This is a genomic window from Bradyrhizobium sp. 159, from assembly GCF_023073795.1.
Taxonomy (GTDB): Bacteria; Pseudomonadota; Alphaproteobacteria; order Rhizobiales; family Xanthobacteraceae; genus Bradyrhizobium.
This window is the reverse complement of sequence record NZ_JADPKE010000114.1, coordinates 263339-285137: the sequence shown is the minus strand read 5'-3', so window position 1 is coordinate 285137 and position 21799 is coordinate 263339. Positions and strand designations below refer to the sequence as shown.

General features: G+C 62.3%; 25 protein-coding genes and 2 pseudogenes. 15 read left to right on the top strand and 12 right to left on the bottom strand.

All coding sequences use genetic code 11. From position 1 onward, the window contains the following. The first annotated feature begins 7 nt into the window (after positions 1 to 7). From IVA96_RS34500 to IVA96_RS34485, 4 genes are all read left to right on the top strand, one after another. Entirely contained in the window at positions 8 to 541 is a 534-nt protein-coding gene (locus tag IVA96_RS34500; protein ID WP_247422186.1) for a GcrA family cell cycle regulator, read from the top strand. A gap of 46 nt (positions 542 to 587) precedes the next feature. After that, a complete protein-coding gene (locus tag IVA96_RS34495; protein WP_247301817.1) occupies positions 588 to 1163 on the top strand; it encodes a hypothetical protein in 576 nt (191 codons plus the stop codon). A gap of 503 nt (positions 1164 to 1666) precedes the next feature. Continuing rightward, positions 1667 to 1852, top strand: coding sequence for a hypothetical protein (locus IVA96_RS34490; RefSeq protein ID WP_247280633.1), 186 nt, complete (start codon positions 1667 to 1669; stop codon positions 1850 to 1852). Positions 1853 to 1992: 140 nt separating this feature from the next. Next, a complete protein-coding gene (locus IVA96_RS34485; protein ID WP_247301816.1) occupies positions 1993 to 2334 on the top strand; it encodes a phasin in 342 nt (113 codons plus the stop codon). 461 nt (positions 2335 to 2795) lie between these two features. Here IVA96_RS34485 and IVA96_RS34480 read toward each other — a convergent pair whose 3' ends face one another. Continuing rightward, entirely contained in the window at positions 2796 to 3626 is an 831-nt protein-coding gene (locus IVA96_RS34480; RefSeq protein ID WP_247422184.1) for an alpha/beta hydrolase, read from the bottom strand. A 218-nt stretch (positions 3627 to 3844) separates the two neighbouring features. On the opposite strand from IVA96_RS34480, the pseudogene IVA96_RS34475 reads away from it, so the two are divergent. Further along, positions 3845 to 4233 (top strand): annotated as a pseudogene (locus IVA96_RS34475) (EAL domain-containing protein); the annotation flags it as partial. A 153-nt stretch (positions 4234 to 4386) separates the two neighbouring features. On the opposite strand, the gene IVA96_RS34470 reads toward IVA96_RS34475, so the two are convergent. Next, the gene (locus IVA96_RS34470; protein WP_247422181.1) at positions 4387 to 4647 is read right to left on the bottom strand and encodes a hypothetical protein; all 261 of its coding nucleotides are present in this window, start codon (positions 4645 to 4647) and stop codon (positions 4387 to 4389) included. Positions 4648 to 4905: 258 nt separating this feature from the next. Here IVA96_RS34470 and rocF point away from each other — a divergent pair, with 258 nt between their 5' ends. Both rocF and IVA96_RS34460 read left to right on the top strand, forming a co-directional pair. Next, complete coding sequence (rocF, locus tag IVA96_RS34465; protein WP_247422180.1) at positions 4906 to 5883, top strand: arginase; 978 nt, start codon at positions 4906 to 4908, stop codon at positions 5881 to 5883. Between the two features lie 115 nt (positions 5884 to 5998). Further along, the gene (locus IVA96_RS34460) at positions 5999 to 6283 is read left to right on the top strand and encodes a hypothetical protein (protein ID WP_247422168.1); all 285 of its coding nucleotides are present in this window, start codon (positions 5999 to 6001) and stop codon (positions 6281 to 6283) included. A 67-nt stretch (positions 6284 to 6350) separates the two neighbouring features. Here the strand turns inward: IVA96_RS34460 and IVA96_RS34455 are convergent, their stop codons facing one another. From IVA96_RS34455 to IVA96_RS34440, 4 genes are all read right to left on the bottom strand, one after another. Continuing rightward, positions 6351 to 7637: a divalent metal cation transporter gene (locus tag IVA96_RS34455; protein ID WP_247280574.1), complete on the bottom strand. Its 1287-nt coding sequence runs from the start codon at positions 7635 to 7637 to the stop codon at positions 6351 to 6353. Positions 7638 to 7836: 199 nt separating this feature from the next. Then, entirely contained in the window at positions 7837 to 8022 is a 186-nt protein-coding gene (locus IVA96_RS34450) for a hypothetical protein (protein WP_247301804.1), read from the bottom strand. Between the two features lie 232 nt (positions 8023 to 8254). Beyond that, positions 8255 to 8881: a hypothetical protein gene (locus tag IVA96_RS34445; protein WP_247422167.1), complete on the bottom strand. Its 627-nt coding sequence runs from the start codon at positions 8879 to 8881 to the stop codon at positions 8255 to 8257. Between the two features lie 12 nt (positions 8882 to 8893). Further along, on the bottom strand, positions 8894 to 9208 hold the full coding sequence (locus tag IVA96_RS34440) for a hypothetical protein (RefSeq protein ID WP_247280577.1): 315 nt from the start codon (positions 9206 to 9208) through the stop codon (positions 8894 to 8896). Between the two features lie 449 nt (positions 9209 to 9657). Here IVA96_RS34440 and IVA96_RS34435 point away from each other — a divergent pair, with 449 nt between their 5' ends. From IVA96_RS34435 to IVA96_RS34425, 3 genes and pseudogenes are all read left to right on the top strand, one after another. Further along, positions 9658 to 9876: an SANT/Myb-like DNA-binding domain-containing protein gene (locus IVA96_RS34435; protein WP_247422164.1), complete on the top strand. Its 219-nt coding sequence runs from the start codon at positions 9658 to 9660 to the stop codon at positions 9874 to 9876. A gap of 269 nt (positions 9877 to 10145) precedes the next feature. Next, positions 10146 to 10559, top strand: a complete 414-nt coding sequence (locus tag IVA96_RS34430) for a hypothetical protein (protein WP_247280579.1) — start codon at positions 10146 to 10148, stop codon at positions 10557 to 10559. A gap of 240 nt (positions 10560 to 10799) precedes the next feature. Further along, a pseudogene (locus IVA96_RS34425) lies at positions 10800 to 11834 on the top strand (IS110 family transposase). Between the two features lie 264 nt (positions 11835 to 12098). On the opposite strand, the gene IVA96_RS34420 reads toward IVA96_RS34425, so the two are convergent. Then, positions 12099 to 12425 (bottom strand): nuclear transport factor 2 family protein, encoded by a 327-nt coding sequence (locus tag IVA96_RS34420; protein WP_247301792.1) that lies wholly within the window; start codon positions 12423 to 12425, stop codon positions 12099 to 12101. A gap of 770 nt (positions 12426 to 13195) precedes the next feature. Between IVA96_RS34420 and IVA96_RS34415 the strand changes: the two genes are divergently transcribed. Further along, positions 13196 to 13465, top strand: coding sequence for a hypothetical protein (locus IVA96_RS34415; RefSeq protein WP_247280582.1), 270 nt, complete (start codon positions 13196 to 13198; stop codon positions 13463 to 13465). On the opposite strand, the gene IVA96_RS34410 is transcribed toward IVA96_RS34415, so the two are convergent. After that, a complete protein-coding gene (locus IVA96_RS34410; RefSeq protein WP_247422161.1) occupies positions 13459 to 13665 on the bottom strand; it encodes a hypothetical protein in 207 nt (68 codons plus the stop codon). The two genes, IVA96_RS34415 and IVA96_RS34410, sit on opposite strands and share 7 nt — an antisense overlap. Continuing rightward, entirely contained in the window at positions 13662 to 13862 is a 201-nt protein-coding gene (locus IVA96_RS34405; RefSeq protein WP_247280584.1) for a hypothetical protein, read from the bottom strand. The genes IVA96_RS34410 and IVA96_RS34405 overlap by 4 nt, the downstream gene beginning before the upstream one ends. 348 nt (positions 13863 to 14210) lie before the next feature. Between IVA96_RS34405 and IVA96_RS34400 the strand changes: the two genes are divergently transcribed. Next, positions 14211 to 14696 carry a DUF417 family protein gene (locus tag IVA96_RS34400; RefSeq protein WP_247422159.1) on the top strand — a complete coding sequence of 162 codons (486 nt, stop codon included), beginning with the start codon at positions 14211 to 14213 and terminating at the stop codon, positions 14694 to 14696. An 827-nt stretch (positions 14697 to 15523) separates the two neighbouring features. Here the strand turns inward: IVA96_RS34400 and IVA96_RS34395 are convergent. The 3 genes from IVA96_RS34395 to IVA96_RS34385 all read right to left on the bottom strand — a co-directional run bounded on the left by IVA96_RS34395 (position 15524) and on the right by IVA96_RS34385 (position 17919). Next, the gene (locus IVA96_RS34395) at positions 15524 to 17056 is read right to left on the bottom strand and encodes an FAD-dependent monooxygenase (RefSeq protein WP_247422157.1); all 1533 of its coding nucleotides are present in this window, start codon (positions 17054 to 17056) and stop codon (positions 15524 to 15526) included. Between the two features lie 226 nt (positions 17057 to 17282). After that, positions 17283 to 17627, bottom strand: a complete 345-nt coding sequence (locus tag IVA96_RS34390; protein WP_256465509.1) for a response regulator — start codon at positions 17625 to 17627, stop codon at positions 17283 to 17285. 55 nt (positions 17628 to 17682) lie between these two features. After that, positions 17683 to 17919, bottom strand: coding sequence for a hypothetical protein (locus IVA96_RS34385; RefSeq protein WP_247422155.1), 237 nt, complete (start codon positions 17917 to 17919; stop codon positions 17683 to 17685). Positions 17920 to 18102: 183 nt separating this feature from the next. Here IVA96_RS34385 and IVA96_RS34380 point away from each other — a divergent pair, with 183 nt between their 5' ends. The 3 genes from IVA96_RS34380 to IVA96_RS34365 all read left to right on the top strand — a co-directional run bounded on the left by IVA96_RS34380 (position 18103) and on the right by IVA96_RS34365 (position 21796). Then, positions 18103 to 18402 (top strand): hypothetical protein, encoded by a 300-nt coding sequence (locus IVA96_RS34380; RefSeq protein WP_247422153.1) that lies wholly within the window; start codon positions 18103 to 18105, stop codon positions 18400 to 18402. Between the two features lie 711 nt (positions 18403 to 19113). After that, on the top strand, positions 19114 to 20385 hold the full coding sequence (locus IVA96_RS34370) for a CoA transferase (RefSeq protein ID WP_247422152.1): 1272 nt from the start codon (positions 19114 to 19116) through the stop codon (positions 20383 to 20385). 181 nt (positions 20386 to 20566) lie between these two features. Next, the gene (locus IVA96_RS34365; RefSeq protein ID WP_346347927.1) at positions 20567 to 21796 is read left to right on the top strand and encodes an acyl-CoA dehydrogenase family protein; all 1230 of its coding nucleotides are present in this window, start codon (positions 20567 to 20569) and stop codon (positions 21794 to 21796) included. The last annotated feature ends 3 nt before the right edge of the window (positions 21797 to 21799 follow it).

Here is a 21799-nt window from a genome sequence, read left to right as displayed (position 1 = left end):
CAGCAGCATGGAACCGGGCCATTGGCCGTCGGAGCACTCCGACGCGCTTCGCGACTATTTTCTGAAGGGGATGTCTTATGCAGCCATCGGCCGAGAGATTAATGCAAGGTTTGGTACGGTTTACACACGTAGCGCGGTGGCCGGCCGCGCCAAGCGGCTCGGTCTCGTCACACCGGCTTGGATGACGAGTCCCTCGGTCGTGCCGTCGCTGCCCGGCGAGGCTTGCCCGCCGTCGCCGCGCCGGTCGGCGTTGCCGAACCTGAATGTGCCGCCGAAATCCGCCATGAAGCCTGCTGCGCGCGCCAAATTGCGCTGCGTCGGCATCCAGCCGCGGTTGGTCCCACTGGTGGACCTTGCGGACGACGACTGCCGCTACCCCTATGGCGGCGACAGGGACGGGGAGGAAATCACTTTCTGTGGCCATCCGCGCCAGCCGGGTTCCAGCTATTGCACGCCGCATGCGGGTCTGACGCGCCGTTCTGGAGCTGAGTCCGCCCGTGCCAGCCGTCCCGTCGTGCTCAGGCTGATCTGCGCTGCCTGAACCGGCGGCCAGCCGTTTATCGTTGATTTCGCAAAGGACTTTCCGAGTGGCACGTGCCCGACGCAACAAATCTTACAAATTGGCTGGAATCTACGACCGGCGGTCCCGCGACGTGCCGTTCAACGCCGAGGTGGCGGAAGTGGAGGTCGACAATCCGCTGGCGGTCGATCCCGGCGAGAAGATCGTGGCCATCCGGTCGGTCCGGAGCGATCCGCTCGGCCGGCTGCACGCGCACCATCAGATCGACGAGGCACAATACCGCGGCGGGCGCGCCTTCCAGAGCGATTGGGAGAGGGCGGAGCGGGGGCCCCAGGCCATGGACCCGACCCGTGAATATGTCGATGGCGCTCGCACGCGCGAGCCGATTACCGAGAGCCAGCGCCAGGCGGTGCTGCGGCTGAATCGGGTCGAGCGCGAGCTCGGTATCGACGGCGCAGCGCTGGTGCACGACGTGCTCGTGCTGGGCTTGACCATAGATCAGATCGGGCAGCGCCGCGCCGTTCGTACGCAGCGCTGGAACGACTATTTTGCGCGGCGTTTCCGTGAATGCCTGGACCGGCTGGCGCTGATCTACGGCTTCGCCACGACGACGGGGACGCCACGGGCAGGGCAGCGCAAATAACGATCGCATGCCCGCGGCTTCGCCCGCGGGCATGCGATCGGCTGCTCACGGATGCGGTACGGGCCACTGGCTTTCCTATCGCTGACGATGCAACCGGTGAGACGCGACTCAACAACTGCGTGTATATGCTGCCGAAGCGCCAGTTCGTGTCAGCCCATCTCTGTTCATATCGGAAACAAGTCGAAATGCAGGGCCGATTGACAGCGATCTCGGCTGTGTGCGTGATCGATGCCGCTTCTTGACGCAGGTAGGTGACGGCGGTCGATATTCCTGTTATCCGGAATTGCCGTGGCGCGATCCGGGCGAAGCATTGCTACAGCGGCTGTTGGGCTTGCCGGATGAGTTGTTCCTTGGCATAATTGCAACCTGTTCGGTTGGGCCAGGCTAGACCGCCGGGCCTGCGGCCGAGAGCTGATCCCCATAGAATCGGGTTGTGGCGTTCGGTCCCTCGCGTGCGACTTCGACGCAAGAATATGAAGGCCGATGCTTGTCATAGGTGCGAGATGAAGAACCTTAATTTCGCAGCTGAACTGCACCTCAAGCTCGGCGCGCCCGCGGGCGGCACCGTCGAAAGCCTGCGCCTGCTCCGTGCGTTCCTGAAGCTCGAGCCTCGGCAGCGTTTCGAGGTCATCAAGCTCGTCGAAGACCTCGCCACCGAAGAAGCTCTTCCCGAACATCCCCTGTCCTGAGTAAGGCCGCACCGGCCCTACGCCTTCTCCTTGGTTTCCTGCCAGATTCGGCCCACCAGGCAGCCCTCGTCAGGGGCCGGCCCGCTGGAAGGCGATCCGGTAAGTGTGGTATTCAGTCGGGAAAAGGGAGGAGTGCGACCATGATCGACCCGAAGCTTGAAGTTCCGGCCGAACTGCGCGACCTGGCCGAGAAGACGATTGACCAGGCGGAAAAGGCATTCGGCATGTTTTTCGAAGCCGCCACCAAATCGATGACGACCGTTCCCGGCGCGGGGACCGAGGTGTCGAAGCAGGCGCTCGCTTTCACCGAACAGAACATGAAGTCGGCGTTCGAGCATGCGCGCAAGCTCGTTCACGCCACAGACCTTCAGGAAGCGATGCGAATTCAGTCCGACTTCCTGCGCAGTCAGTTCACCAACGCAGGGGACCACATGCGCCAGATGACTGGCAGCTTCATGCAACCGGGCAAGGACAAGTCCTGATTCTGTTGGTGCGGCGCTGCATGCCCACAAATTTGACTTTGCGCGCCGGCGAGTGCGCATTCTGATGCCGGGCAGGTCCATGATGCGCACTTAATGGGTTCATTCGCCGTCCATCATCCTTTTCTGCTGATCCTGTCGGTCTTCCGGCAGGGATTTGCAGTTCCACCTGTCACGTTGGCCCGGCGTTCTACCGGCGCAGCGATCCGGCATAGGCCATGATGTCGCCGGCTTCCGTGCGGCTCAAGGGAAGCTCGGCATCTTCGCGCCGTCGAGCAGGATCAAATCGAGTATTCTGGAATTGCGAGAGATCGATGTGCGCGATGATCGACTGCAGCAGCCTGCGCCTCGAACGATAGATCTACGAATGCGGGCGCCCGTGCCGCGGTGTCCCTCCGAGATCGCGGGACCCTCCTATCGTGGCGGCTCGGAGCTGCCTTGACCTGCCGCAAAGGGGTTTCTGGCTAATAGTCGCCGGGGTTCATGATCATCGGGCTCTTCGTATCGGCCGGCGCGAGCGCGCTGCTGGCGCTGTCACGCAGGAAGCGGTCGAGCGTCTCCTGGATCTTCGCCTTAACCGAATCGGGACCGCGATCGCTCATCTCGGTGTGCTGTGCGCCGGTATGGACGATGTCGATACCGCGCGCTTTTGCCTCTTCCGGCGTCGGCAGCACGCCGGGATCGGCCACGAAATGCGGATCCTTCGAGCGGAACGACAGGATCTTCATGTTGTCGCTGAGCACCAAAGGCACCCGCAGATTGTCGAGCGTGATCACCTTCGATACCAGCTCCGGGTGCTGATGGGCGACATACATCGAGACATCGCCGCCGTTGGAATGGCCGACTAGAGTGATGTGGTCGTAGTCGACGTTCACCTGCCGCCTCTTCAACTCGCCTAAGACGAACAGTATGTTGGCCTCGCAGCGGATATAGACTTCACGCCGGCCGACATATTGCTGGCCGGCATGGGTCATCAGCGGCGGATCGCTCGGTAGATCCTGCTGGATGCTGGCAACCAGATAGCCGCGTGCGGCGAGTACGTTGGCCAGGAAGGAATATTCGGTTGCCTTGACAGTGTTGCCGTTGCTGATGACGGCGAGCGGAAGCTTCCAGAGGCCGAGATTGGCCTTGGTCTCGTAGTCGCGTCTCACCGCGATCTCAACCGAGATCGGCCGCTGGCGAGAAGCGTCGAACAGGGCCAAAGCCTCATGGCGGATCGCGAACCGGCTGACGACGAAATACTGGCCGAACCCGAGGACGCAGAGAAACGCCAGGATTGCAAACACCCTCTTCATGACTCCGTCTCAATCACCTTTGGCTGAACATGGTCAATGGCAACCGCTGGATCGAGCGATCATGAGCAGGTTACGGGATTAAATTTAGGCAAGTCTGTGAGCAAAGGCCACATAAGCGCCGTGCGCGGAACATGATACGCTGACAGGTCTTGCGAACCGCAGCATGCTGCATGCGAGCCTCATCGGTCTGATCACGGCGGCGGAGCGGCGGTCTTCCGACGGTTGCGGCGTTGCTCGAAGCGACGGGACTCACGCCGTCGCTGCTCGAGCTGGAGGTCACCGAAGACATCCTGCTCCATGACGAAAGCCGCGTGCTCGACAGGTTCAAACGGATCCAAGAGCTGGGCGTCCGCGTTCTGTTCGACGATTTCGGTACCGGTTATGCAAGCCTGAGCTACCTGAAGAAGTTTCCGCTCGACGGGCTCAAGATCGATCGTTCGTTCGTGGTCGATCTGCTTGCCTTTCTGACGATGCTGCGATCGTCAGCTCGACTATCGGGCTTAGCAAGCAGGTCGGTCTCACAGTCGTGGCTGAAGGTATCGAGAACCGCGCCACGGCGGACTTTCTGGTGAGCATGGGATGCGAGGAAGGGCAGGGGTACTTCTTTGTCGTCCAATGCCGGTGGAAGCGTCGATCGGCAGTTCCTGGCGCTGAGTGCGCCGCCGCCGTCACTGCGGCCTGACGGGCCCGCTTCGATTTAGGGTTATTGTTTGAGCATGGCCTCTTCGGAGTACCGCTCGATAGCTTTTCGGATCATGTTCTAGCGTCGACGCGCAACCGCGACGCCGAACAGGAAAGCAACGAACAGGCTGGCGAGCGGCGCTTCGCGCGTGATCGCCGCAATCGTCGAGAGCGGCCGGCCCGGCTTTCGCGCTTCCTCGATCGCAGAGGTAAGACGATCGACCGCTGCATGCAGGCCCCCCGCGACTTCACCGATCGTACGGGATACATCCGTCGCTGCATCGATGGCGCGTTCGGCCATGCCGGGCTGGGGATTGGACTGCGGTGTCTCCGTGCTCAAGCGCGACCTCCAGGCCCGATGATGGAGGCCGGCACCTTTGGCTATCCGCGCGAGCGCTCGTTTTGAACAGCGGGTCTGACGACCTTTGGCTATCCGCGACAGGCGCCGTGGCTTTACGGCGGGTGCCGGCCCTGGAATGGGCAATTCAGCGCGCGGGATTTTGTTCCGGGACAATAGGCCCACGGCGGCCCCCCGGGAAACGACGGATGCGAATCTCTGTTAGGCTGGCGGTAGCCCTGCTGATATCAGGAGATTGCCGTGACCGATCGGACCGCGACGGATCGAACCCGGCGCATCGCCTTGCTCGGCGCTCCCATCGATATGGGAGCTTCGCAGCGCGGCACCTTGATGGGCCCTGCTGCGCTGCGCACCGCAGGCCTTGCGACACTGCTCGATAGCCTCGATTTTGAGGTCGTCGACTACGGCGATCTTTCCGTGGCCGAGGTCCGTGACCTCGCCGACAGGCCGCCCGAGAAAGCCAATCATTACCGGGAAATCCAGCGCTGGACGCGCGTGCTGAGTCGCAGAGGCTATGAGATCGCGAAAAGCGGCGCAGTGCCGATCTTCCTCGGCGGCGATCACACGCTGTCGATGGGCTCGGTGAATGCGATGGCGCGTCATTGGAAGGAGCGCGGCCGCGACCTGTTTGTGCTCTGGCTCGATGCCCATGCCGACTACAACACGCCGGAAACGACGATCACGGCCAATATGCACGGGATGTCGGCCGCGTTCCTGTGCGGGGAGCCCGGCCTCGACGGACTGCTGGGTGACGATCCCCGCGCTTCGATCACCCCTGAGAGGCTAGATCTGTTCGGCGCGCGTTCGATCGACAAGCTCGAGAAGGACTTGATGCGCGCGCGCCGGATCAGGGTTGTCGACATGCGGCAGATCGACGAATTCGGCGTCGCTGTCTTGATCCGGCGCGTCATCGAGCGGGTCAAGGCAAGCAATGGCGTATTGCATGTCAGCTTCGATGTCGATTTTCTCGACCCTTGCGTGGCGCCAGGCGTCGGCACCACCGTGCCCGGTGGCGCCACCTATCGCGAGGCCCATCTTATCATGGAGCTGCTGCACGATTCCGGCGTGGTGGGATCGGTCGACATCGTCGAACTCAATCCCTTCTTGGACGAACGTGGCCGGACGGCACGCACAGCGGTCGAGCTGATCGGCAGTCTGTTCGGTCAGCAGATCACGGACCGGCCGACCCCGAGCAATGCCATCGCGCCGGGCGAGTGAATCGGTAAAGCATGACGGGGTGTTCCCGCCTTCGCCGGGACCTTACCGAAGCCGGAGCGGAACCGGGCGCACGCAATTGAATTAACCTGCGATAGGATAATTGCGGACGCTTCTGATGACAGCTGATCGTTTCGCGAGTTCCATCTCTGCGGCACTTCGTCATCCCGGCGTGATCGCGCTGATCGTGGCTGGCGTGACGATTGCAGCGATGCTGATCGTCGACCACGGACCTTGGAACCGCGCTAAAACCCAGCCGGCCCACGTCGCGATGTATGCGACGACCGGGGAAGCTGCGCGCGCCGCAGGGGCCGCCGTGCTTCCGACCGAACCGAAATCGCCGATAGAGCCGGCCCGGCCGGGGCCGAAGACGTCGCCAACCGTTAATCCCGTCATACCGTAGCCTATCGACGTTGATCTCCGGCATGGGTGCGCGGCCGGGAGGCCCTTCCGGCTCGTTTCGTTTCTCATCAGCCGATCACGGACGAGCCGAGCAGAGCGAGGACGGCGAGCGCCATCAGTGCAGTGCCGAGCCAGCCCAGCGCGATCAGCCATGAGCGGGCCCTGAAGTGGCCCATGATGGCGCGACTCGAGACGATCAGCATCATCATCGTCATGATGGGGACGGCGACGATACCGTTGAGCACCGCGCTCCACACCAGCATGTGTATCGAGTCGATTCCCGTGAAGCCCAGGCCGAAGCCGATGATGGTTGCTGCCGCAATGATCGTATAGAAGCCGACTGCTTTCTCAGGTTTCGCCTCCAGCGTGGCGTGCCAGCCGAAGATCTCGGCGACGCCGTAAGCCGCCGAGCCCGCCAGCACCGGGATGGCCAAGAGACCCGTGCCGATGATGCCGAGCGCGAACAGCGCGAAGGTGAAGTCGCCGGCGAGCGGCCGCAGCGCTTCGGCGGCCTCCGTCGCCGAATTGATCTTGGTCACGCCGTTGGCATTCAGCACCGATGCAGTGGTCAGGATGATGAAGAAGGCGATGCCGTTGGACAGCAACATGCCGGAGATAGTGTCGGCCCTGATGCGCGCGAGCTCCGGATTGCCGCCGCTCGGAACATCGCGCAGCGGCTTGTCGCGCTTGCCCTGGTTCATCTCCTCGACCTCCTGCGAGGCCTGCCAGAAGAACAGGTAAGGGCTGATGGTGGTGCCGAGCACGGCGACGACCATCAGGAAATAGTCGGCGCTGACATTCGCCTTGGGCCACACTGCGGCGAGCAGCGCCGTGCTCCACGGAATCTGCACGGTGAAGGCGGTGGCGACATAGGCGAACAGCGCAAGAGTGAGGAATTTCAGCACCGGCGAATAGCGGCGATAGGGCAGGAAGATCTGGAGCAGGGTCGAGCCGGCGGCGAAGATCAGCGCATGTTCGTGCTGGAGCCCGCCGATCACGAGCCCAAGCGCCTCCGCCATCGCGGCAATGTCGGCCGCGATGTTGAACGTGTTCGCGACGACGAGCATGGACACGAGCGCGAGCACCGCCCAGCGAGGCGCGAGCCGCATGACGTTGGCGGCGAGCCCCTTGCCGGTGACCCGGCCGATCCGGGCGCTGACGAGTTGAATGGCGATCATGAACGGGGTGGTCAGAAACACCGTCCAGAGCAGCGCGAAACCGAATTGCGCGCCGGCTTGCGAGTAGGTGGCGATGCCCGACGGATCGTCGTCGGCCGCGCCGGTGATCAGACCGGGCCCCAGCCTTTTCAAAAGCGACGGCGCGGACGTCTTGGAAGCGTGAGCGCTGTCGCGCATGAAGGAAGGCCCTTGCTATGAGAACTTCATAGCAAATGCTAATGGGGGAACAGAAGTTCCCCAGTGGAGCTCCCGGCCGCCACTTCGGATGAGGCGAATTTTGATTGATCGTCGGGCAAAACAGTGTTAGAAACGGACCATCGCAAGAGCCGTCAGATCCTCGCCGGCTTCGCAAGATCGTCTTTGGGCCAGCGCGATGCTACTTGACGCTAACGAACATGCCCCAGGCGGCGGCGAGCGCTGCGCCCGTGAAGAGGACCACCGGATTGTCGCAGAACGCCCCGCCATAGCGGCACACGTCTGCTCCGAACTGGCCGAGCTCATGACGGCTGGCGGAGTAGAACAGTCCCGACAGCCCCAGCAATGCAGCGGCGACGAAGTACATCGGTGGTCTCTCCAAAGCGGTCCCGTGCGTTCTTTCGCAACGAGAGCAAATCGACATGCCCAGCATGGCGCGAAAAGCTTTCATTTCGCCGAAACCGATTCGGCGCCTTTTAGATAAAGTTTGACACGTGGTTCCTGTTTTTCCCGACGCGGCTTCGGTAAGGCAGACCCGCTCCACCATCAAAAAAGGCCCCACCAGCGCGGGGCCTTTGTCTTGTCGGGTCGGCCGGGACCTATCGCCGCGCGCCCATGCCGTAAAGCTCCCGCTCGCGGCGGATGTCGTCGGGAGCGAGAGGCGGGCTTGCGGCATCGAAGTCGGTCCAGCCGGCTTTCTGCCAGGCAGAGCTGCGCTCCTGAAGGTTGACGGATCTGTCATGGAGAAGCGCATCGAGCCGTGCGCGATCCTGGTCAGGGACCCTCGCCGAGACGAGCGTGCCGCCGCGGCGGACGCCTTCAGCGTAGCGCGAGGCGTCTTCCTTGGAGATGCCTGCTTGGGTCAGTGCGCCGACGATGCCGCCCGTGGCCGCGCCCGCGGCGGCGCCGGCAGCCGTGGAGGCGAGCCATCCCGCAGCCACGACCGGTCCGAGACCGGGAATGGCGAGCAGGCCGAGACCGGCGAGAAGGCCTGCTGCGCCGCCGAGGCCGGCGCCGATGCCGGCACCCGTGCCGGCGCCTTCGGCGCGATCGTCGACGCCGTCGCGGTCACGATCGATCTTGCCGCGCGATGAGCCGTACCAATTGTCGGAATTGTTGGCGACGATGCTGATGTCGGAGTGCGGCACGCCGGCGCTCTGGAGCCGGGTGACGGCCTGCTCGGCATCGGAATAATTGTCGTAGAGACGAGAAATGGTGATCGTCATGCTGTTTCCTCCTTACTTCGCGGGATTGACGTTGCCTTGGAAGTCAACGCTGACATCGGTCTTGGTGCCGGCCTTGTCGGCCTTGCCTCGCCAGACGCCTTCGTTGTCCTTCTGCAGGCCGGAGACGTTGGAATATCCCGCGTTCTCGATCCGCGACTTCGCCTGTCCCTCGGTGAAGCTGTTGCGGCCGGCGACCGGCGCGTTCGAGTTGTTCTGGTCGGAGCTGTTGACGGCATTGTTGCCCGGTCCGCTTTGCGCGGGCTGGGCGCCCGCGGGCGCAGATGCGAGCAGCAACAAGGTTGCGGCCAGCAAAGTCAGACGTGACATGTTTTGTCTCCTGCAATGGATTGTGCCGGCGACAACAAGTGAGATTCAAATTGGTTGCCTGCGATCGAAGGCACGGAGTGCCGCAGCACGATCTTGCTGCGACCGAGCTTGGGAAGGCGCTGAAGTAGGAACTTCTGCCGCTTTGTCCCGTTGGCGACCTTCGATCCAACCGCCACTTCAACACGCGACCGCTGTTCAATTGCGCCCCATGGCGGCGTGCACTTTTGGACATTCCCTTGAAGCCGTCTGTGCTCTGTTGAATCAAGGCCAGCATGGACCGAGACAGAGACAAGCGGATTCTTCAGGAACGGCTGGAGCGCTGCCGGAAGCTCCCGCGTGATTTCGAGCGGGCCCCCGGCCGAGCATATCCGTGAGCTGGAGGCCGAGCTGCTGGACGGCCTGCGTGCGCTCGAACGGAGTGATGTAGGAACTTGGGTAGGGAAGCCTTGTTGCCCTTCTCGAACGCTTCGACTCTCCAGGCGACCTATGCAATCCCGCTATCCGTTGTTGAAGAATGGACAGTGGAAGAGCATGAGCAATTAAAGGGCATGGCTGAAGCGGGCCGGCAACCGGACGAGATTGCGAAAGAGCTCAATCGCAGTGAAGCGGCCGTCAGGATACGCGCCTGGCAGCACGGCATTGCGCTGCGCCTCAAGCGCGGCAAGTGAGCGCAGCTAGACATCTACTCACAAATCATGCGTTGAGCTTGAGCGCTCCAGATGATGTCCGCTCATCCCTCGACAGCGGCACAAACGGCCGACATCGTTGAACGCCACCGATGGGCCACACCGGACAAAGGCTTTACCCGAAGCGGAGTTGGTGAATGGGGCGCGCCTCGCTGGGCCTTGCGGTTCTCCGGGCTCAGGTGTGAGATGATGCCAGGCACCTGGCCAGGCGGTCAGGTGCCGTGGCAGCTTTCATCAGGGAGGGCCTAACAATGGCACCAACGGCACCAGGCGGCATCAAAAAGAAGAAGGGTGGCGGAGAGATGACGGTCCCGGAATTTGCGATGCCGGCAAGTGCTGTTCCCGGCATTGCGCAAGTGATCGTCAATGCATGGCAAGGCGATCCAAGCCTCGACAAGATACTGGACCGTACCACTGCCGGACCGAACAAAGGAATGGCCACGGCAGATGCCGTCGCACAAGCCACAGCGGCAATCAATGCAGCGGCACCGGGATACGGTTTAATGCGGGCCGTAATAATCACGGAAGACGAGCACGATAGTGGATACACGATGGAAACTGACGAAGATGTGGTCTTCGTGCTCCCAAAAGCTTCACGCGTGAACGGAACAAATCTTCTTGAGACGGCCAAGTTGCTAATGGCCTGTACGCCAAACGGGATTTAGAAACTCCGCAGCGTTGACGTGGGGCCGCGCTACATCGGCGCGGCCCCTCTATTTAGCGCTTGCAGAGCGCATCGGCGAGATCATCGGAATGGCGCGAGGGCTGACGGAGGCGAAGGATCGCATGGCGACGGCGCTCACTTACTCAGGAGCCGACGGTACTTTCATGATGGGGTGGACGCCCCGCCGACGGCATCGATGTGCCAAAGTGGAGGTGTTTAGCACCACTTAAGGGAGGCGTCCGTGGCAGAGGTTAGCATAATCGGTCTGGATATCGCCAAGCATGTTTTCCACGTTCATGGCGCGGACGGGAAAGGACGGACTTTATTCAGCAAACGGATCAGCCGGGGAAAGTTGCTGGATTTCTTCGCGGCTCAGCCGATTTGCACAGTAGCCTTAGAGGCATGTGGAGGAGCTCATCACTGGGCTCGGCAGCTCGCGCAGCTTGGCCATAGCGTTCGGCTGATCCCTCCCGCGTATGTAAAGCCATTTGTGAAGCGACAAAAGAACGACGCGATTGATGCTGAGGCGATCTGCGAAGCCGCGCAGCGGCCGAGCATGCGGTTCGTTGCCGTAAAGAGCGAGGAGCAACAGGCTGCGGGCTTGGTATTTCGAACCCGTGACCTGTTAGTGCGGCAACGAACCCAGCTCATCAACGCGATTCGAGGACACCTCCCGGAGTATGGTTGGGTCGCGCCCAAGGGGCCATCACATGTGGCGAAACTTACCGACCACATCGAAGAAGAAGCTATGGCCAGTTCACTTCCCGAAGCGGCCCGCCCCATGTTATGAGTGATGCTAGACCTGCTCGCCGAGTTGAATGGCAAGATCGCATATTTCGACCGGGAGATCGCTCGGCGCGCTCGCGAAGACGAGGTATCGCGCAGGCTAATGACCATTCCTGGCATTGGCCCAATCTCCGCCACCGCGATCGCCGCTCTAGCACCGGCGGCCGAGACCTTTTCCAAAGGCCGTGACTTCGCGGCATGGCTCGGACTCACGCCTCTTCAAAGATCGACAGGCGGCAAGCAGAAGCTCGGTGCGACATCCAAGATGGGCGAACGCACGCTTAGGCGCCTCCTCATCATCGGCAGCAGCGCGGTTGTGCAACAGGCGAGCAAACGCGGTGCGCCAAGGGGTTCGTGGCTTGAACAGATGCTGGCTCGCAAACCACGCATGCTGGTAACGGTCGCGCTCGCCAACAAGATGGCGCGGATCGTCTGGGCGCTACTTATCAAGCAGGAGAATTACAGGGCTCCGGTCGCAGCCAAGGCGTGATCCTGGCGGACCTGAGGTCGTCGGAGGTGTAGTCGGTCGAAGGAGAGTATGGCGCAACAGTCGGCGAGACGAGGCCGGAAGAACCAGGCGTACTCATCGTGCGCAGAGCACGCATGATTTGGTCCCGGTCTGCGAACTCCCATACGGGCCCGCAGCTTCATCGCTGCACCATCAGAGGCCGGACAGATGGCAGCATCCGACTACGTGCCGATCTTCTTCAAAAATCGCTTGCATCTCGCGGGGCGTCCACAGATGAGTACGGCCTTAATTCGAAGGACCGCAAACGTGCGAGGCGATCTGCCCCTGCGCGTTGAAGCTCAGGCTTGCGCTGACGACGCCGCCGCTCGCGATATATGAAATGACCGTCGTATCTCCCGACGGCTTGAGGTCGTTCAGGCTTGTGGCGGGATAGTCCCGGAGACGATCGCGCCAATAGGCGCGTCGGCCATCCTTGCCGGAGCACGTCTTCATGCCGCCGCAGCCGCAGTGAATCACCGCGTCATCGGCATACATTCCCAGGATGGTCTCGATATCGCCGGCGCGGTAGGCATCAAGCCAGTCGACCGCAGCGGCCATCGGGTCAAAGGACATCGTCCTACCTACGTGCCGTTTCGTCGGCCGGCGGTTTAGGACAGGGACAATGAATGCGACGTGAAAGTCGTGGCGGGTGGCCGTTCACCTATCTGTCGGAAGGGTGAACAGGAGCTTGCCGCATTAGTCGATGCCGGGTGCAGACGGCGCCCGGCGGCTTCGCGCATTGCGGTGTTCAATTGTGCACACAAGTCGCGTGGCCAGGCGGCGCCCCCGACGAAACGCGCCTGAAACAATGCTGAAACCCGATTGTCCTGAACTCCACAGCCGTCGCCTCCGACCAACCCTGCGAAAAGGAGACAATCATGATCCAGGTCGGTTCGAAGGAAGAAGTCGCGTTGCTGCTGGCGCTGTTCGGCACCCACACCCAGCCCATCAGGACGCCGAGGCCGAAATCCTCCCGCGGATGAGGCGCGTCCCATGCCCGGTTTGGCCGAGCTTCCTGCGTCTCTTGATTGCGAGGGGAGATCCCAGGCGATCCCACTGGCCGAAAATGCGATCGATCAGTATCTGGCCATCACGCCGGCCGGCGCCCCGCGGACGCGGCCTGTGCGAGCTCCAGCGCGGCGCACGGGGCCGCGATCGGGGTGCAGCGCTCGTTCGCGGAGACAGTGGACGCCTATATCGCGCGTAAGCTGACGGAGGAGCGTGCGGACGTCGGGGGGTGACGGGCCTCGCCGCCGGAACAATCCGGTGATGCCAAGGCAACTTTTTCGCCCCCCATAGAAACCTTTGCCGCCTTCGCGCCTATTAGGGCAAAGGATGCCGAAATGCCCCGATATTATTTCGACCTGCGCGACGAGAACGGCACCGCGCTTGACGAGGAGGGGCTGGAACTGTCCAGTCCTCGCGCCGTTCAGGCGGAGGCGGCCAAGTCGCTGGGCGACATGGCACGCGACGCCATCCTCTCCGCGTCGCTAAGCGGCAGCAGGCAGACGATGGCGATCGAGGTTCGCGATGGCAACGGTCCCGTGATGCAGGTGACGTTCTCCTTCGCCATCGAGAGTTACGAGACGCGGCCGCGCGGGCGCGATCATTGACGCGTGAGCTGGTGCGCCGGCGATTGCGCGGGCTCCAGCACGGCGATCTTGCGGCCGAGCTGCCAGACCTCGACCTTGCCGTGGCGCGTGAACTGCCGCGCGAAGGTGAGGGCGGATGCGTCGGAGGCCGCCTCGAACGCCTCGGCGGAGCGGAACACGCCGTTCTCGCCGACCAGATAGGCGCGATATTGATTTGTCATGTGGGCGCCCTCAGGCCGGGCGAATGCAGCCAGGCATCGATTTGCATGGCGGTCTCGTCCTGCCGCGCCCGGCGCAGCAGCATCTCGCGACGGCGCCCCGGGGTCAGCGTGCGCGCTTCCTCGCGCAGGCGTGCGGCATCGTCTGCGAGCCGTTCGGTGAGTGTCTTAGTCTGCTTGAAGCGACGACGCGTCTGCATGGCGCATCTCCCTTGTTCGAGATAGGACGGGAGCGCAATCCGGCGTTCTCATCACCGATCTCATGCCACGGGCCTTGCGGTGATGTATGAACCGTACGCCCACGGCGGCGCAGAGTCAGTATCTTTTGATATGTAGCGAAGAACTATTTTCGAGAGCAAGTTGAGCCACTTACTCAACTGAGTGCAGCGAGGCTGTGTCCAATTTTGAACAGAGCCGGCCGCGGCCGACCCGGCGCCCACGAGCTCGTGAACCCGTCGTGACCGGGACGGCGTAACGGACCGGGCGCCGCCTGCGTATCACCGGCAGCCCGCAACAAGCGGGGAGCAGCCAGGGGAAGGCCACGTCCAATGAAAGCAGAATTCAACGTCGCCGAAGCCGGCAACGGATCCTATCGCCCTCTCGCGATCCTGCGCTGGGTCATGGTGATCATCTTCGTCTCGTTCGGCATGCAGAAATTCACGCCGCAATCGGCGCAAGGCATCGCGCAGTTCATCAGCAACAGCCCGTTCATCTCCTGGCTTTCGCTGTTTGGCCTGCGCGGCGAAGCCTATGTGCTGGGTGTCACCGAATTCGCGATCGCCGCGCTGCTGATCGCCGGCGCGTTCAATCCGCTGATGTCGGCGCTCGGCGCCCTTATGGGCGTCGCCACCTTCGCCGTCACCTTCTCGTTCTTTTTCACCACGACGGGCGTGGTGACATGGAGCCTCTCGACCGATCCCATGGCATGGAATCTGACAGGCGAGTTTCTGTTCAAGGACATCGTGCTGCTGTGCGTCTGCGTCGTGTTGCTGCTGGCGTCACTGCCGGAGGCGATCGGTCGGGTGCGGGAGTGAGGAACTGAGGGGTGGGAGAGGGGCGCGACTTAGCTCAACGACTTTCTCATGCTCGAATTAATTCGCACACCGATCTTCTTGCTCAGCGACACGCGCCAAGGAAGGTCTGTGGACATTGTTGTTTGTTCTAGACTGAAGTTTCAACCTTTGGGGAAGGAGCGAATCTCGTCCTAAATTTTCTGCGGGGTTGGTCGATGAGTAATTCGCTTCTCGCTTTGGTCTTGTTGGACGTCCGGCAACGCCCGAAATGTTCGCCGTTGCCAAGATCCTGCGCTCGCGACATCCGAATTTGGCAACATAGCCGGGTGACGATCCGCAACAGTCTCTGGCAAATTCGCCGCTCATTCGCTGCGGCAAAGAGCTTATCGCGGTCATTCGATGGCGGCTCGGGCCGGTGGGCGCACGCTACCACGACTTGGCCGGGGAGTAAGGTGGTAGCGATGCGGCATCGAGGTCACCTGATCGTCTCCATGCTGGGAAAGAACGAGCGACTGCTCGTTGCCGCGCATAACCACCGCGGTCATGGGCGCGTTGATCGCCGCAAGCCGGAATGCTGCCGCGTGGTGTCGGCTAGCAAAGTCGCGCGGCCTTCTAGTCTCTGGCTGGACATGTCCAGCCGATCGTTCGGCCGTTCGTGACCAGCCCTTCACCCTGTGGGTCGACATTCTTCCCTTCCAGTCGGATGGGAAGATTGGCACAATCACGGTGAGATTGTCCGCTTTCGTCGGGCGCGAGATCGAGTTCTGGACTGGTAAACACTGGCAGAATGGCATCATCGAAAGAGTTCGGATCAGCCCGCGGGGTGTCGCGGCTGTGACGTTCGTGCGCTACGCAGCAGCCGGTCCGAACCAGGTTGTCAGCGCATCCGCCAGTCCGCGTTGACTCTCGTCTCCCACCCAGGCCACATGGCCGTCGGGTCGCACCAGCACTGCGCTCGGCGGGGCGACCCATCCGATAGCCGGAAGCTCCCATGGGCCATCGTAATCGGCGACAATGTAACTGACGCGATCCGCCCAGGCCGTAACGTCGATGCCGTCGGGCTTGCCAAAATTGAGCAGCACGCCGCGCGCGCTGTGCAGCAGCGTGAACAGTTTGAGCTTCTGGCCTTCGACCGACAGACCGAGATCCGGCATGCGGTGCCCGAGCAGCGCGTGGCCATCGCCGAGATCGTAGCGGATGTCGAGCCCGCTCATCATTGCGCCAACGCGCTGGCGCGGCTGGTCCATGGCGAGCACCTCGGAGACGACGTCGCGCGCGGCCTTGAGGCCGTCATCGCCGCGGCGGAGCAGCGCGATCTGCGCCATGGTGTTGCGCAAGACGCGTGCGGCAACGGGGTGACGTTCGGAATGGTAGGTGTCGAGCAGCCTGTCGGGCGAGATGCCCCTGACCACCTGCGCCAGCTTCCAGCTGAGATTGACGGCGTCCTGCACACCTAGGTTGAGGCCTTGCCCGCCGACGGAGTGATGGATATGCGCGGCATCGCCGGCGAGCAGCACGCGTCCGCTGCGATAGGATACCGCCTGCCGTGCCGCATCGGTGAAACGGGAGATCCAGGCGGGGCTGTGGAGGCCGAAATCGGTGCCGTAGACCGCGACGAGGGCCTTGCTGAGGTCGCGCAAGGTGGGCTCGCCGGTGCGCTCGAGCGTTGCTTCCGTCACGACGACCAGCACGCGGCCGCTCTCGGTCTCGCTGAGGCCGTGAAAGCCGAGCGCGTCGTGACGCAGGCCAAGGGCTGGCGCCTCGCGCATTTCGACCTCGGCCATGAGATTGCTGAGCGTCGGATCGAAGCCGGCGAAGTCGATGCCTGCAGTCTTGCGCACGATGCTGCGGCCGCCATCGCAGCCGACGAGATAATTTGCGCGCAGCTTCTTTCCGCCCGACAGTGCGACGTCGATGCCGGTCTCATCCTGCGCAAATCCCGTCACCTCGGCGTGGCGATAGACCGGCACTGCGAGCTCTTCGACCCAGCCGGCCAGGATGCGTTCGATGTGGCTCTGCCGCAGCGCGAGGCCGTAAGCGTGCCGGGTCGGGAGGTCGCTGATGTCGAGCCGCGTCCAGGCGAAGCCGGCGAGCTGGGTGATCTGGCCCTCGCGCAGAAAGCGGTCGGCGACGCCGCGCTGATCGAGGATCTCGATGGTGCGGGCGTGCAATCCGCCGGCGCGCGTCTCGGCCAGCTCCTGGTTCGCACGCCGCTCGACCACTGCGACGTCGACATTGGCGAGAGCGAGCTCCGCAGCCAGCATCAGGCCGGTCGGGCCACAGCCGGCGATCACCACGGCATGATCGGTCGTCGCTGCGCTGCCCGCGCCGGCGCGACGAGCCTCGTGGCGCGAACGGGACGTCGGAAGCAATACAGGCATGTCGTGACCCCTCGATGTGTTGGCCGGGCCACGGGTTCTACGGCAGGAGCAGGGACTTGAAGCAAGCCCCTTGCCCACCACATATCTAGCTGGGAGGAAGGGCTTCCTCTTGCGTGCGACGGTGTTTGACACGTCGGGCAAAACACTGGCAGAATGGCATCGTCCAAAGAGTTTGGTTCAGCCCGCACGGAGCATTCCGCTGCGGGCCTTTCTTTTGGGCGTGACGTCAGCAAATGCCGGTGGTTCGCTGGATGACGTCAGCGAGTTCCTCGAACGAGAACGGTTTCCTGATCATCGGCAGGCCGCCGCGCCGGGGTTCGCGACCAGATAGTTGAAGCATCTTCAACTCGGGGCGGATTCGCTTGGCCAGCTCGGCCAGTTCATGACCATCCATGCCCGGCATATTGATGTCCGTGATCAGGACGGAGATGTCCTGGTTCTCCTTGATCTGATCGAGCGCATCCCGACCGTTTTGGGCGCTGACCACCTGGCAGCCGAGATCTTCCAGCATGCCGACGATCACCTCGAGGACGGCGGGGTCGTCGTCAACAACCAGGACAGTGTGACTCATCGACGAACGTTCCTTCCAACGAGAGTAAACGCGCCTCGCGTCAGGTAGGTTCCGCCTAATCGTCCTTCGACAAATCGCCGGGTTTAGTGGGAAGGTCGATGGTGCCGCCATCGCCGCGCACGAGGTCGGGGTCCCTGTCCTCGGTCTCGCTGGCGTCTTCAATGATCACTTGTTGCGTCTCTCGCGCCTTGTCGATGCGCAGCCTATCAGCGCTCCGCGGCTTGTTGTCGCTGCGCGGCTTGGCTGCCGGCAGGTTTCGCGATCTCTCTTCGGACGTCGCCTTGGGTGTCATGGCCGATTCTCCTGATCGGCTAACTTTTGCCAGACCCGCAAGTTCGTTTGAACGTTGGGTAAAAGTGCTTGGTCTTGACTCTACGGACGCTCTCGCAGGATTTGCGGCTGTCACAGCCAATCTCGTCGCCACATTCTACTTCGCCAAGCGCGGCTTCGAGAACGTTGCAAGGATCATCAGGCGGTGAAGATGCCGGACGACGAAATCAAGGCCATCGTTGCCGAGACGCTGGCCGCGCAACACAGACTGCGGCAGGAGAGCATCGATGCGATCGTATTGAAAGCAATGGCGTCGGTGCTGGCCTCTTTTGGAATTGAGGATGACGATCGGAAAGAGCTCAGGGCGGACTTCCAGCATCTGCGGCGATGGCGGAAGAGCGTGGAGCAGGCGCAGAGCTATGCATTCAAGGTCGTAATCACGGTGATCGCCACCGGTCTGATGGGGGCCATCTGGGTCGGCGTCAAGGTCGTGCTGAGCAAGTGAGGCTTCCACTGCGGCGACATCGCCGCACGACGGATCAAGGTCACTTCTCCCCGATGGGTATGCCATGTACAGAATTTGTGTGGCCGAAGCGTCTGATGATGACGTTGCCGGCAGCTTCGCCGATCTGCATCAGCAGACGTTTTTCGACGCCGCGGCGATCCCCCGGTTCGACTTGGAACCTGGTGCCTGGTCTATCTGGCGATGCCGCAGTCGCCTTTTGCCGATGTTGTATCGTCCACACACGTGCGACATTGCGGCGATTTCTCAACGTTCGGGGTCTTGCGGCGGCATTGAGGCGCGGGCTCCAAATCAGGTTGATGGGAGCCATCGAGGCAAGGGGGCGCCGTATCGGCTGGGACAGCGTCGTTTGGGATACGATGGACGATCCCGTGTCCGCCAATACTTCATCCAGACGGGCTGTCGGCCTCTATCAGCCCGAGGTGCGCTGGGTCTGGTCTCATACGCTTTGCTGGCGAAAGTGGTGGCGCTGAGCTCCCCGTGATGCGAAACGCGACTACCAGCCTCGCTGGCGAGATGTGGCGCAGCCCAAATGCGCAGAGTGTCAAGAGGTCCGGCAGCCGGATGGCTGCCGGGCCCTTTTGCGTTTCAGGCGAGCCGGGTGAAACACTTGCGAAGTCGGTGGCGTCGGGCTTTAAGTTCGGTCTTGCAGGAAATTCGGCGGCCATAAGCCGATGTAAAGGAGCGCCATCAATGCCTACCAAGCCTCAATTGCCGGAACGTTCGTCGCGGACGACGGAAGGGCCAACTGCGCTCAATGGTCTGCTGATTGTCGATTTTACGCGTGTCGTTGCCGGCCCGGCCTGCACACAGACGCTTGCTGATTTCGGCGCGCAAGTCATCAAGATCGAGAATCCCGACGGCGGCGACGACACACGTGCCTACGAACACGCCGAAATCGGCGGAGAGAGTGCCGCCTATCTTAGCCTGAACCGCAACAAGCGTGGCATCGTGCTCGATCTTGCCGTGCCAGAGGCCCGCGAAATCGCGCTCGACCTGATCCGCAAAGCGGACGTCCTCGTCGAGAATTTTTCCAGCGGGGTCATGAAGAGGTTCGGCCTCGATTACGAAGCTGTCGCTTCGCTCAATCCGCGGCTGGTCTATTGCTCGATCTCCGCCTACGGACGCACCGGACCGTTCGCTTCGCGCCCGGGCTTCGATCCCATCACGCAGGCGGAGAGCGGCTTCATGTCGCTCAACGGGTTTGCCGATGGCCCGGCGGTTCGTACCGGCCCGCCGATCGTGGATATGGCAACGGGAATGTCTGCCTGCAACGCAATCCTGCTGGCATTACTGGCGCGGGACCGGCTCGGCCGCGGGCAGCATGTCGAGGTGGCGCTGTTCGATGTCGCGATGGGGATGACGGGTTTCTACGGCATGGCCTATCTGATCAACGGCGAGAATCCTGGCCGGTTTGGCAATTCGCCGAGCGGCTCTCCCACCGTCGGCGTCTACGAGGCCTCCGATGGGCCGCTCTACATGGCTTGTGCCAACGACCGGCTCTATCGCCGGCTCGTGGTCGAGGTGCTCAACCGGCCCGATCTGATCACCGATCCGCGATTTGCAACGCGGAAGGCCCGCTCCGAGAACAAGGAGCTCCTGCGGGCAGCTATTGCGGGGGTCTTTGCAAGCGATACCCTCGAGAACTGGATGGCAAAGATGAAGCTGGCAAATATCCCGGTCGGCTATCTTCGAACGGTTGAGGAGGGGTTCAATGCGCCGGAGGCGCGCGAGCGCCACCGCTTGAGCCGGATTCCGCATCGTACAGCAGAATGGGTCCCCAACATCGAGCCGCCGATCACGATGAGCCTGACTGCGGCCATTGATCCCGTGGCTGCTCCGCTGCTGGGCGAGCATACGAGACAAGTCTTGCACGATACGCTCGGCTACGACGAACGTCGCATCGCGGAGTTCGCCGAAAAGGGCGCCTTTGGATCAGTCAAGCCTTCGACCGGTTTGAGCTAGGCAGTTGATCGCCGCGGGGCAAGTATGGCGATGCCCGCAGATCACCGCCTTGCAATGCTCGCGCAAGCGATCCTGCTTCATTGTCCGGCCGAGGTGCCCCGCGACCGCACCTGCTAGCCCTCCCTTGACTTGATTTGGTGAAGGGCCCGCCGCATAAATATGTGAAAGTGAGGGATACGGCATGGCGCTTGGTCGAGAGCCGAGCATGAGCGAGCCCGCCGGGCTGGAAGCCGGTGAGCGCGCCTATCCGGCAATGATCGCGGAGGCTCGGGCGCTCCTACCTCGGTTGCGAGAACGGGCGGCGCGGACGGAGGAGCTGCGGCATCTTCCGCCGGAGACTGAAAGGGATCTCCACGATGCCGGTCTGTTCCGGATGCTGCAGCCGAGGCGGATTGGCGGCGCCGAGCTTGATTACGTCGCCCTGGTCGACTGCGCCGAACTGCTCGGATCGGCGGATGCCTCCGTGGCTTGGAACCTCGCCAACCTGGCGAGTCATCATTGGATGCTCGGCATGTTCGAGCAGAAGGCTCAGGATCTGGTCTGGGACCGCGATCCGGACGTGTTGATTGCGTCCTCCTTCATTTTTCCGGCCGGCCGCGCCACCAGGGTCGCGGGTGGATATCGGCTGCATGGTAGCTGGCCGTTCTCCTCCGGCGTTGCTTCCTGCGAATGGAATATGCTTGCAAGCGTCGTTTACTCCGATGACGAGGCCGACGGCATCGCGTATCGAATCTTCTTGCTGCCCAAAGGCGACTACAAAGTCCTCGATACCTGGAATGTCGCGGGATTACGCGGGACGGGATCATGCGACGTGGAGGTCAAGGACGCCTTCGTTGCTGACCATATGACGGTCGCCGTCGGCGAACTCGCCGGAGGCCCAACGCCGGGCAGCAAGGTCAATCCGAATCCGCTGTATGCGCTCCCTGTCTTCTCGCTTTTTCCTTACGTCCTATCCGGTGTTGCGCTTGGAAACGCGCAGGCCTGCCTCGACGATTACGCCGAGGTCGCGCGTCATCGCATTTCGACTTACAACCGCGCCAAGCTGAGCGACTTTCAAAGCACGCAAATCAAGATCGCTGAGGCCTCGGCCAAGATCGACGCTGGACGCCTGATCATGCGCTCGGCCTGCCTTAATGCGATGGAGGACGCTCGGTGCGGTCGTATTCCTGATATGGCGACCAAGACCAGATATCGGCGCGATGGAGCCTTTTCGGTGAATCTGTGCACCGAGGCGGTCTCCATGCTGTTTGCCGCGAGCGGAGCGCGCGGCCTGTTCACGACGGGCGTGCTGCAGCGGCAGTTCCGCGATGCGCACGCGATCAACTCGCATCTCGCGTTCAACTTCGACGCGGCCGGGACCAATTACGGACGCGTGGCGCTGGGCCTGCCGTCCGAGAATCTCACGCTGTGAGGC